Here is a 12099-nt window from a genome sequence, read left to right as displayed (position 1 = left end):
GTGCCGATTTAACGTATTACAATACCCGAAGTAAAGATCAAATCATCTCGCCAAGGGTAAGTATGGCAACCGGTTATATTTTCCAGTATACGAACTTCGGAACCGTTACCAACAAAGGTTTTGAGTTAACATTGACCGGAAAACCAATTCAGAACCGCAACTGGAACTGGCAAACAACCTTAAACATTTCGCATAACAACGGAACAGTATCCGATCTTCCCGAAGGTGTTCAGTTACTGTATGTAACCGACGTTCAGGTTGGACCGGCCACACCGGCATCTATTGGCGACGATATCTTCCTTGGTTTAATCGGCACACGTTGGGAAAGAACTGATGATGGTGAATTGATACTGGATTCAGACACCGGACGCCCGATTACTTCAACCGATGCAACAAACGTAGTTGGCGACCGCGAACCGGATATGCTTTTCGGCTGGAACAACAGCATTACGCATAAAAACTGGAACCTGTCATTCTTAGTTGATGTAAGAATTGGTGGTGATGTTTATAACGCTACTGAATACGCGATGACCTACTCAGGAATGAGCAAAATCACTGAAAACCGCGGCAATACTCAAACTTTTGAAGGAGTGATGATAAACAGCGAAACCGGCGAATACGAGCCGGCTACAAGTACAATTACGCTTGATCAGGATTATTACCAAAACTATTACACCAAAGAAGCCGAACCATTCATTACCAGCGTTAACTGGTTCCGCCTGCGTTCTGCATCATTGAGCTATTCAGTGCCTGCATCGTTTTGCAACCGCATTGGTTTTGTAAAAGGAATTGATCTATCGTTAACAGGAACCAACTTACTCCTGTTTACCAATTACGATGGAATGGATCCGGAAGTTAGTGCCGGTGGTTCTGGTGTATTAGGTGCCGGATCTTCTGGAATTGATTATGCCGGAGTACCTGCTACAACAAGTGTTTCATTCGGCTTAAATGTTAAGTTTTAAAAAGAATTAGATATGAAGAAGATAACAATATTATTTCTGTTTTTCATAGGGGTGTTTTTCACCTCTTGCGAATACGACCTGGATATAAATAACTCTCCGAACGCCCCACAAGAGGCTGGTCCGGAACAACGTCTGCCCTATGTTCTGGCAGAAACGGTTGATTTTTATGGTAGTCACGGAACACGTACAGCTCACCTTACCCAGCAGTTAGGCTACGCTTATCGCCCCGGCTTACGTTACTACATGTTTCAAAACTGGCAATTTGCGAATAATGCTGACGCATGGGTGTGGCAGTGTTGGTATGGCTATGCATGGGTAAACATTGAAGAAATGCTGAAAGATGCCGAAGACGTTGATGCATGGCATTACACCGGCGTTGGTAAAATTCTTAAAGCATTTGGAAATGGTTCGCTGGTTGATGCCTACGGCTATATTGCTTACAAGGACGGTATTGCCGGAAATATTCAGCCCGATTACGACGATGCTGAATACGTTTACAGCCAAATTCTTCCGTTAATTGACGAAGGTATTGCTGATCTTCAGAAAACACAGGGAGAAAATGCTCCTGACCTGTCTGTTGGAGATGTAATGTATAACGGCGATATCAACAAGTGGATTAAGTTTGCCTATGGTGTAAAAGCCCGTTTTATGAGCCACCTTTCGAAAAAAGCTGAAGGAACAGATCTGTTGGCCTACAATCCTGCAGGAATTCTCTCAAATATTGAAAAATCATTCCAGTCGAATAACGATGATGCAGAATACATTGGCGAAGATGGCGACATTTCGGCAAGATGGTCTATTCAACGTCAGAATGTAAGTAGTTCGAATAAACCCGGCAAATTATGGAAAGATTACCTGATGAATACCGTTGACACTATTAACGGTGGCGATGAGACCTGGAACAGCCGTGTGGTTGATCCCCGTACAGAGGTACTGCTTCCTAAAATTACGGATGGCGACAATGCCGGCGAATTCTCGTTTGCTGTTGATTTAAGCGAAACAGATCACGCGCCAACCACCGACGATGTAAATTATGTTGGAATGCGTTCTTCAGAAGACAATCCATTGTTTTACACGGAAAAGAATTCTCCTTATTTCCTGCTTTCTTATTCAGAGTTGAAATTTATTGAAGCAGAGGTTTATTTCCGCCAGGGAAGTTTGGAGAGCGCGCTGACTTCGTACCACGATGCGATTCAGGCAAACATGGATAAACTGGGAATTCCGGCTGATGAAAGTGCCGCTTTTATGGCCAGCGAAGCAGTTGTTCAAACCGCATCGGATTTGACTTTGAGCCACATTATGATGCAAAAATACATTGCATGTACCTACAGTCCTGAAGTTTGGACAGATATGCGACGTTGTGATTACTGTATCGGCCCTGATGGAACATACGACTACTCAGCCGGTGTTTACAAAGGATTTGATCGCCCAACCTTTGTATACGAAACCGCATTCCCTCAGGATGACGACTATATTCGTCGGTACCAAATGGCATACTACGAGCGTTATTACAATGCTTCGAAAGTTGAGGCACTTGGAGTTTTCGAAAATGAATATATGACCACACCTGTTTGGTGGGACATTGAAGAATAGTTATTTTAAGTCTAAAGTTAAGCTGCAACGGCTTGCCTGGTGTAATATCGGGCAGGCCGTTTTTTTTTCTGAGTTGAAATACTCATTTCTTGAGTTGAAGTGCCTGTTTCTCAACTCCAACCTGCCATTTCTTCAGTCGAAGCACTCATTTCCCGACTTCAATCTGCCATTTCTTCACTTGAAGCGGTTATTTCTTGAGTCGAAGCACTCATTTCTTGACTTGAAGTGGTTATTTCTTGGGTTGGAGTACTTATTTCTTGAGTTAAAGCACTTATTTCCCGACATGGAGCAGACATTTCTTAACCATGTATACCTGTTTCTGGAGTCAGAACAGTAATTTCAGAATAACTATTGCTCAATTTCCCTGACCAGAGCAAAAATCTTATCGCGCAAAGGTTTGTATTTGAAATACCAGATCACCAGGCCAATTATCACTCCAAACAGTATTGCTCCGAGAAAGAAAACCTGGGAATCGAGCACCGATTTGCCTTCACCCATCCATTCGAAAGTTAAACCCACATCCATTAGCAAAAGGCCCGGTACAATCCCCAATGCCCTTTTCTGAAAAGGCTGGTAACGGCAGACTGCTTTTTTCAACATTTCGAGCGTAGGCAACGAATAATCAACATACTGGTATTCATTATAAAGTTTTCGGAAAGAAAGTGCAATGAACAAAAATCCCAAAATAAGAGCAACTCCACTGATTATATCGCTAATTTCGTGCGAGTTGGTATACTCAACTGCAGTTTTCACCATAAACAACGGTATAAAAATCCAGTAAAAAATCTGTACCACTTTTACAATTGTGGCATAATGCCTGTCTTCTTTTTTCAGTTTCCCGGTTAATTTACTCAGGTTGTTATCAAATTCATGTGCGGTCATAATTGTTCTCCTTTCAGCTTTTCTTTTAATTGCGATTTAATACGATGAATTTTCACCTTTACATTTGGCTCGGTAATACCAATTACTTCGGCAATCTCTTTCATCGAAAGCCCTTCGAGCAGTAACGATATCAATGCTTTATCAATTACCGACAGTTGATTAAGCTCAAGTTGCATACATTCGAGTAACTTTTCTTCGGCCAGTTTTTGTTTCAGGTTTTCATCATCTAGTATGGAGTTCAGGTTTGTGGTGTCGCTGTCAACCATCAACTTCATGTGTTTAAAAGCCTTTCCGGTAAAGGTTAACGACGTGTTTACAGCCACTCGGTAAACCCAGGTACTCATGGCCGAATCGCCCCTGAAGCTGTCGAGACTTTTCCAGATATTTACCAGCACTTCCTGGTACATGTCTTTCTGATCTTCGACGTTAGAATTGTAGTACCTGCAGATGTTGCGGATCCGCTCGCCATTCTCAGATACAATCGTGTTAAATTTCTCTTCTTTCGTCACTTTTCAGTGTTTTTTCCTATTTAGTAAAGCTAAAAACGGATAGTTACATTTTTTTCTGAAAATATTAAAAAAGAATTGGTGAAACAGATTTCGGGGGCTTCGGTTCAGAAAGTTAACCTTATGAAGAAGTTGAAGGAGAAATTGACAAATGAGTAATTGAGTTAATGAGGAATGCTTGAATGGGAGGATCTTTGGATATTATTTTTTTTACCACAGAGGTCCACAAAGAAAACACGGAGTTTCACAGAGAAAAGATAAATGACCAAAATTACAATTTAACAGTTTAACAAATTGACAATCTAATTCAATCTTCAATCAATCTTTCTCAAACTGAAAATCAATCTAATTTCTGTTGCCCTTTCCACCATGTACAAGCAACCAAACCGTAAACGCCATTTCGCCCAATATACTTGGCACAGCTACCAGAGCAAGGAATATTCCGGCAAATTCGGCATAATTGGGCAAAAGGAAATGCGCGACAGTATCAAGCATATACATAATTCCGGCAACGGTTAAGAATACAGCAATCCACTTGGGCTTTTGAATGATATTGGAGAGTAAAATTAAATGTGCACCAAAAAAGAACAACCCAATAAGCCAGATAATTTCGAACACATTTACCTGGTATAAAATCTCATCTGCCGAATCAAGTTTTAAAGTAAGCACCAACGCAAATACCGCAACGCCCATTATTGCAGCATGCATCAAACGAAAATAAGTACTTAAACGTGTAAATTTATGCTTGCGGTATAAATCAAAAAGTCCCCACGCTACAACCACATCGAACAGAACGGTTATTAAAAATGCTATGATTCCAAACCGCACCGACATATGATTAAGCCTGATCGTTTCGAGCGGATTTTGTTTGAGCGACTCAAGCATTACAAAATTGGCAAAAATGGCGGCAAAAAATATAATCAGATAGCTGATTCCGGTAATGATCGAAAGTTTTCTTAAATTCATTTCTATTGTTTTTACGGAATTATAACCATAATAATCTGCCAAATGTTTACAGGTAAACAAAAAAAGGTTCCGTTCGAATCAACAAACGGAACCTTTACTATTATAATAAAAGAATCTATCTCTTACTTACACAGCGGATCAACACCGATAGTACCAACCAAATCTTTCAGGTACTGTTTCGATTCTACATTTTTCAGGCGCTCTTTTGCTTTTGCCAATCGACCATCAATATCCATTTCGGCAACCAGCGCAGCGTTATTTTCGTTGTTTTTAAAGTCCTCCAGATAACCGATTTGTTCCACAAGGAAAGCAATATCCTTGTCTTGTTTCAGTTTCAGTCGGGCTTTATACCAGTCGCTTTTTAGCACCTCTTCCCTTTCGAATAGTTTACGTAGCTCCGGATCGCTGATATCCTTGCCTTCGTAATGACCATAAGCCATAACATGCAGCAACACTTTCAGCGGCGGAATAGCAGACTCAACACTTCCATCCTCAAAGAATGGCAGCGCAGCTCGTTGCATGGCTTCGGTGATGTTATTAATACCGTCAACATAGTCGTCCATTCCCTGAAGTTCAGGCTTCAGCATGCGCTCGTTAAATACCGCCAGTGGCTCGTCGAACAAACGATTCATACAACGGAAAGCAAAGTTTTTGGTAATACGATAGCCTAAACGGCTGGCCAGTACTTTTTGCCCATTGTATTCAAAGTCCTCCAGTTTCTCCAAGCAACCATTTTCAATCAGCTTCTTCGGATCGCGATCTTCAGGAACCAAACGTGCCCAGATTTCAGGAACAAGGATACTGATATCATGATCGAAACGATTTTCCGATCCAATATAACCTGCTGCCGAACTAAATCCCTGGTATTCGGTAAGAATATACGACAACAAGGCATTGTTCAGGTCGGTTGTTGGCACCAGCATATTAAAAGGCCCTTTGGTAAGTGCACCTTCCAACCCGGCACCGGTTGTTGATGGCGACTTCCCGGTAATACTTGCAATAAAATCCATAAACAATTCAGGCAACTCCTGGTAATGAATTGGATTATAAACGGCCAGCGGGCGAATTCCTGCTTTTTTATCAACCGGATTGTTTCTTCGTCCGGGCAATACAGCGTTTACAGGCCAAACTACCGGATCTTTGTCTTTTATTTTGCGGTACAAGCGTACACCAATTTCACCGAGGTAAGAGTCTTGTGTTTCGTCTTTAAATATATTGCGTTGCAGGTAACGCGGGTTTTTTGTTGGTTCGCCGTCTACAATTCGTGGATGCGAAGGTGTAACGAAGTATTTATCGCTATCGCTTTCAGCCACTTCCTTGATAAAGTTTTTTACCGGTTTGGTATATTTCTCAAAACTAATGGCATCTTCAATCAGTTCTATAGCATTCTCGCGGGTTAGCGGCTCGTAATTGGTCAGGAATGTATTGTTATCCACAATTTCCTGTTCGGCTTCTTTATCGTAACCTCTGATCACTGCTTCATCCGGGCGCTGGAACAAGTAACTCTCGCAGTTGGCAACCAGTTTTACACTCGGATTATTATATTCCTTATTCAAATCGTTCAAACGGTTTGACGGCACAGTTATCGTTGCCGAAATATCATCCTCGGTTTGGATTTTCATCGACGGAACAAAATCCGACCGTAGTTTATGCAAATACCAACGTCCTTCTTCGTTAAATCCGATACGCACATAACTGGCGGCAATTGGGTTGTGTTTGTAACGTAACACATTTCCGGGGCGGCCATTTACAATTTCTACATTAAACAACTCGCGCCATTTTAATCCTTTTTCTTCGTTGCCACGGTAGTGGCGTTTTACAAAAAAGGCCAGTGTACGAACATTGTCAGGCAAGTCTTGTAAGAATTTATTGTATTCGTCGCTGTATTGATCAGACGGCGTTAACAATTTTACAGCCGAACCCAGGGTACGTTCTTTACTCAGGAACGAGCGTGACGGATCTGCATCTGGACGCACCTTTTTCCAACGGTTAGAATAATCTTTATTAATGATCTCATCCACCATGTTTTCAACCTGTTCCAGGTTTTCTATGTAGAAAGAACCGTATTTGATGGCATTCTGCATTGATTTGGAGATTTCTGATTTTCCACCTCCTGAAACCGTACTTGGTTTATGGCAGAACATTCCTTCAGGTGCGGTGTCGATTATACGCCACATGGCTTGTGTTGGATGTTTTACCAACTGAAATTTATGCCCGGTAGGATGAACGTAAACTTTTTTCGGCGAAAGTTTCAGACTGTAATCTTTGTTTTTGTATTTCCAACTCACCGAACTTTTTTCCACATCAATGTCCGCATTCTCAGGAATGTAAACCACATCCGGATATTTTTTATCTATAGCGTAATTTCCTTCCTGCACCTCAATGCGGTTCCCTAGTAGCTTTTTCGCTTCATCAAAAGAATAAGGCTGGTCGAACTTTTTGGTAAAATTGGTTCCAAAAACACTGTCACTCATATTTCCACGCGGAAAAGCAATGGCTCCACCGGCATGTTCTTCCTCCACCAATCCATACAGGTTGGCTGAATAGCTGATTTGTGTTTTTATCTCTTTTTTAGAGTATCCGTAATAATTATCTGCAATAATCGTAACCACTACGCCGCGTTCATCGCGACAGGTAAGTTTAAAGGCTGAACCATTGTTGTACAGCTCATTTTCGTCTTTCCAGCACATACCATCGCGTTTCTGGCGCTCCGAGGCATCGTCGTAGTGCGGCAATCCAACATCTTTCTTTTTAAGCGTAATTAAGTGCGGTGCCAAAATAATACATCCGGTGTGGCCAGTCCAGTGCTCAACATCAAGCGCAGCATCGTTTACAGCCAGGTTCGGATCGCCGGCATTGCCAAAAATGGTTTCAACAAAATCGAGGTTACTCACCAAACTTCCCGGTGCAAAAAAGCGTACTTCCATACTTTTTTCGCTAACAATACCGGGCACCTCAGGACAAACAACCGGGCGCAACAACAACGACACCATCACTTTTGCTTTTTCATCCTGCGCCGATGTAAAAGGCAAAGTCAATAACTCATCAGTAGGTTTTAGTGCGTAATGCAGCAGGTGTGCAAAAGTAATTTTCGGCACTTCTTTTTTATCGGCAGGTACCGGAAGTCCACCACGCACAATGTGGAAAGTTCCCTGTGTTGTTCGTTTATCCTTGGCAGGATTATTCAGAATACCCTGTTTTAAACGGTACGAACTCAGTAAATCGCTTTTAAACTCATTGCCATTGGGTGGCAAACTCAGCTCGCGTGCCATTTTCTTCTGGTTCAACACCAGGGTATTATTTGGCAATCGATAAGGCTTATTAAATTCAAGCTCTTTTAGGTAATCATCGATAAAATTCTGGATTCGTTCATCGACCGGAGACATGTGCTCACTAAGTAAGCGCGATTTTTCCTGGAAACTCTTTACCAGGCCTTCGGTTAATTCCTGAAATTTTGAATTGGCATATTTAGTGCCCGAGTCTGAATCATCATTAAACGTTGGCTGACCAAGGGAAGCCAACTGCAGATTAATGTATTGAATCATATCGCGGCGATCTCTTCTCGTCTGTTTAGAAGAAGTGGAATTTTTACTCATAATAATTATATTTCTAGTCCTTAAACAAAAATACAGAATTGAAGTTTTATCAATTGAAGGAAAATTCTGAATTAACCTAAAAACATCAATTCTTTATTGATTTGTTAACCCAAAGGCTACTTATTGTAACAAAATGTAAAAGGTTAGCTTTTCTTCCAATATACGTGACTTCCCAATCATTGTTTCCTTATGATATGTATCATAGGTATTGGTTGAATGTAAAAGAAATTCAGAAATATCTTTGAAGCATAATTATAAAATTTATAGGTAAACCGAATCAATCATAAACATATGATCGTCATGATCATTACTGAATAATACTTACAACCTGATTCTGTTGTGCCGAAACCAAAAAATTATTACAAATGAAACACTTAAAACCAAAGGCTTTGCTGATCCTAATGGCTGGTCTTTTTATTTCGTCACAAACTTTTGCTACCGATGGCTATTTTAGTGTAGGCTATGGTACAGTTAATAAAGGATTAGCTGGCGCAGGAATTGCATTTTACCAGGGATCGCTTATTAACGGCAACCCAGCGGGAAATGTATTCCTTGGAACGGAATACCAGTTGGGAGTTAACTTCTTTAATCCCAACAGACAATACACCGTAACAGGAGCTCCTTCGGGTATGCCAGGTACATTCGGTTTAATGCCGGGTACAGTTGAAAGCGACAGCAAGTTATTTCTAATGCCATCGGCAGGTGCCAACTGGATGCTTGGAGACAATTCCAGTATTTCTGCGGCCTTATTCGGAAATGGCGGTATGAACACGGATTATCCTACGCAAACTTTCGGAGATCAAAGTGCAGCAACTACAGGCGTTAATCTGGCTCAAATGTTTGGTAATATTAGTTACTCTGTAAAATTGGGCGAACGCCACAGTGTTGGTGTTACAGGTGTTTTGGCCTATCAATATTTTGAGGCAAAAGGTTTAAGTACTTTCGGTCAGTATGGTTTTTCTGCTGATGCTAATGCTTTATCTGGAAATGGAACTGACAGCGGTTTTGGATACGGATTCAAGATTGGCTATATGGGACACATAACTGATAATTTTGCTATCGGTGCCATGTACCAGTCGAAAGTATTTATGAGCGAGTTTGACGACTACGCTGGTTTATTTGCCGAGCAGGGTGATTTTGATATTCCATCGAGCTGGACTGTAGGTTTTTCGTGGGAAGTAATCGAGGATCTTACCGTTATGGGAGATGTAAAGTCGATTATGTATAGCGATGTTAAGTCGATTGCCAATCCGATGAATCTTAGCGAACTGATGCCGGCATTCCAAAATCCTGACGGAACTTACACACCTAATCCAAACCATGTTCCACTGGGCTCTGATAATGGCTCTGGCTTTGGATGGGAAGATGTTATGGTATACAAAGTTGGTGTTAACTACGCAGGAGTTGATACCTGGCAATTCCGTGCAGGTTTCTCAATTGGCGATAATCCAATCCCTTCATCAGAAGTAATGTTTAATATTCTTGCACCAGGTGTAATTGAAAAACAGTTAGCATTAGGACTTTCTAAAGAAGTTGGGAAAAGCGGAAATCAACTTCATGTGGCTATAAATTATGCCATGAATGGAAGTACTAAAGGCTACAACCCAATGGATTTCGACCCAACAGAGGCAATGCAAGGTAACATGGTTCCGAATCAAATGATTGAACTTGAAATGAACCAGTTTGAACTGGAACTTGGATTCTCGTTCTAACAAACAATTTAGCATACTCCAAAAATTTAGAAATAGTATATTTCTGACCCGGGCTTTTGTCCGGGTTTTTTATTGCTTTTTATTTTGAACTCTTCCCCGATTTAACTGTAATTAGTATTTTAACCGCAAATATTAATTTGAAAGAAAGGAAATGAAGATTATATCGTGGAATGTAAACGGAATTCGTGCCGTTACCAAAAAGAACTTTTTTGAAGATTTTAAACAAATGGATGCCGACATACTTTGTTTGCAGGAAACCAAAGCGCAGGATGACCAGGTTGCTGAAACGCTGACGCCAATAAACGGTTATCATATTTATTCCAATTCGGCCGAAAAAAAAGGCTACTCGGGAACAGCAATCCTTTCAAAGATTGAACCGCTAAGCGTTTCGCGCGACATGGGAATTGAAGTTCACGATACGGAAGGCCGCGTTTTGTGTTTGGAATATGAAAAGTTTTATTTGGTAACTGTATATGTACCCAACTCGGGTAGCGAATTAAAACGTTTGGACTACCGCCAGGAATGGGACCTGGTATTTTTCAATTACCTGAAAAACCTTGAAAAAACAAAACCGGTTGTGGTGTGTGGCGATTTTAACGTGGCCCACCGCCCTATCGATTTGGCGCGACCTAAACCCAATTATAATAAATCAGCCGGCTACATGCAGGAAGAAATTGATGGAATGGACCGCTTTACACAAGGCGGGCTGGTTGATACTTTCCGCCATTTTTACCCCGATGTTACCGATAAATATTCATGGTGGAGTTACAGGGCCGGAGCGCGTGGCAAAAACGTAGGCTGGAGAATCGATTATTTCCTCGTTTCCGAAAGTTTTATTCCGCATGTACAAAAAGCATATATTTTAAACGAAGTTATGGGCTCCGACCACTGCCCCGTAGGCATTGAAATTGCCGGTTAATTCGCAAAAATAAATATTATTCAGCGGGTGAGTTTTTATTCATCCGCTGTTGTTTTATAAAAACGCCCTACTTTTGCAGTTTACAGTAAAAATATGAGAAATTGAGTTTCGATCCACATACTACCAATTTGCCCATCGTTGAAGTTATCGACGAGGTAAATCAACACCTGCAAAAGGAAAACACCTTAATTGTACATGCGCCTCCCGGAGCCGGAAAAAGTACTGTTCTTCCACTCGTGCTTCTTGAAGAAAGCTGGTTGAACGGGCAAAAGATCATCATGCTTGAACCGCGTCGTCTGGCAGCCAAAACTATTGCCACACGCCTTGCCGAACTTTTAGGCGAGCCGGTTGGTAAACGGGTTGGTTACCGCATACGTTTTGACAATTGTGTAAGTGAATCCACTCAACTGGAAGTGGTTACCGAAGGAATTTTAACCCGCATGCTGCAAAGCGATAATGCCTTGGAAGGTATTGGTATGGTTATTTTCGATGAGTTTCACGAACGTAGCCTTTTTGCCGATGTGGCTTTGGCCCTGTCGCGCGAAGCACAGCAGATTTTACGTCCTGATTTGCGCATCATGATCATGTCGGCCACGCTAAATATGCCACAACTAACGCAACTGCTCAACGCACCGTCGGTAGTTAGTGAAGGACGTCAGTACCCTGTCGAAATTCATTATGAAGGCGATAATGACCTAAAACTTCTTCCTGAATTAACCAGCCGCGTAATTACAAAAGCAGTTGAAAAACATGATGGCGACATATTGGTGTTTTTGCCTGGCGAAGGAGAAATAAAAAACACCGAAGCAATTCTTCGAAATAAACACAAAGGAATTGCTATTCATCCGCTTTACGGACAGCTACCGCCACACAAACAGTTTGCCGCAATAATGCCCAGCCGCGATGGAAGGCGTAAAATAATTCTTGCCACATCCATCGCCGAAACCAGTTTAACGATTGAAG

Annotated in this window: 9 protein-coding genes; 5 read left to right on the top strand and 4 right to left on the bottom strand. The window is 41.5% G+C overall.

Annotation, left to right across the window (positions count from 1 at the left end):
• A partial coding sequence (locus ABZB17_RS14335; RefSeq protein WP_372651023.1) for a hypothetical protein occupies positions 1 to 962 on the top strand: 962 nt, incomplete at its 5' end.
• A gap of 12 nt (positions 963 to 974) precedes the next feature.
• Complete coding sequence (locus tag ABZB17_RS14330) at positions 975 to 2555, top strand: SusD/RagB family nutrient-binding outer membrane lipoprotein (protein WP_372651022.1); 1581 nt, start codon at positions 975 to 977, stop codon at positions 2553 to 2555.
• A 348-nt stretch (positions 2556 to 2903) separates the two neighbouring features.
• Here the strand turns inward: ABZB17_RS14330 and ABZB17_RS14325 are convergent, their stop codons facing one another.
• The 4 genes from ABZB17_RS14325 to ABZB17_RS14310 form a co-directional block, all read right to left on the bottom strand.
• Positions 2904 to 3437 carry a hypothetical protein gene (locus ABZB17_RS14325; RefSeq protein ID WP_372651021.1) on the bottom strand — a complete coding sequence of 178 codons (534 nt, stop codon included), beginning with the start codon at positions 3435 to 3437 and terminating at the stop codon, positions 2904 to 2906.
• The gene (locus tag ABZB17_RS14320; RefSeq protein WP_372651020.1) at positions 3434 to 3946 is read right to left on the bottom strand and encodes an RNA polymerase sigma factor; all 513 of its coding nucleotides are present in this window, start codon (positions 3944 to 3946) and stop codon (positions 3434 to 3436) included. Before ABZB17_RS14320 ends, ABZB17_RS14325 begins: the two co-directional genes overlap by 4 nt.
• 342 nt (positions 3947 to 4288) lie before the next feature.
• Positions 4289 to 4909: a DUF4386 domain-containing protein gene (locus tag ABZB17_RS14315; protein ID WP_372651019.1), complete on the bottom strand. Its 621-nt coding sequence runs from the start codon at positions 4907 to 4909 to the stop codon at positions 4289 to 4291.
• A 122-nt stretch (positions 4910 to 5031) separates the two neighbouring features.
• Complete coding sequence (locus ABZB17_RS14310) at positions 5032 to 8505, bottom strand: hypothetical protein (RefSeq protein ID WP_372651018.1); 3474 nt, start codon at positions 8503 to 8505, stop codon at positions 5032 to 5034.
• 365 nt (positions 8506 to 8870) lie between these two features.
• Here ABZB17_RS14310 and ABZB17_RS14305 point away from each other — a divergent pair, with 365 nt between their 5' ends.
• The 3 genes from ABZB17_RS14305 to ABZB17_RS14295 form a co-directional block, all read left to right on the top strand.
• A complete protein-coding gene (locus ABZB17_RS14305) occupies positions 8871 to 10217 on the top strand; it encodes an OmpP1/FadL family transporter (protein ID WP_372651017.1) in 1347 nt (448 codons plus the stop codon).
• 151 nt (positions 10218 to 10368) lie between these two features.
• On the top strand, positions 10369 to 11136 hold the full coding sequence (locus tag ABZB17_RS14300) for an exodeoxyribonuclease III (RefSeq protein ID WP_372651016.1): 768 nt from the start codon (positions 10369 to 10371) through the stop codon (positions 11134 to 11136).
• 101 nt (positions 11137 to 11237) lie between these two features.
• Positions 11238 to 12099 (top strand): DEAD/DEAH box helicase (locus ABZB17_RS14295; RefSeq protein ID WP_372651015.1); only part of this gene is annotated, 862 nt, incomplete at its 3' end.

The sequence above is a fragment of the Draconibacterium sp. genome (assembly GCF_041583095.1).
Taxonomy (GTDB): Bacteria; Bacteroidota; Bacteroidia; order Bacteroidales; family Prolixibacteraceae; genus Draconibacterium.
This window is presented reverse-complemented; position numbering and strand designations above follow the sequence as displayed.

Bases quoted from the DNA above. Each gene is read 5' to 3' on its own strand.
- ABZB17_RS14325 (WP_372651021.1), bottom strand. From the start codon at position 3,437: ATGACCGCACATGAATTTGATAACAACCTGAGTAAATTAACCGGGAAA.
- ABZB17_RS14315 (WP_372651019.1), bottom strand. From the start codon at position 4,909: ATGAATTTAAGAAAACTTTCGATCATTACCGGAATCAGCTATCTGATT.
- ABZB17_RS14305 (WP_372651017.1), top strand. From the start codon at position 8,871: ATGAAACACTTAAAACCAAAGGCTTTGCTGATCCTAATGGCTGGTCTT.
- ABZB17_RS14300 (WP_372651016.1), top strand. From the start codon at position 10,369: ATGAAGATTATATCGTGGAATGTAAACGGAATTCGTGCCGTTACCAAA.
- ABZB17_RS14330 (WP_372651022.1), top strand. From the start codon at position 975: ATGAAGAAGATAACAATATTATTTCTGTTTTTCATAGGGGTGTTTTTC.
- ABZB17_RS14310 (WP_372651018.1), bottom strand. From the start codon at position 8,505: ATGAGTAAAAATTCCACTTCTTCTAAACAGACGAGAAGAGATCGCCGC.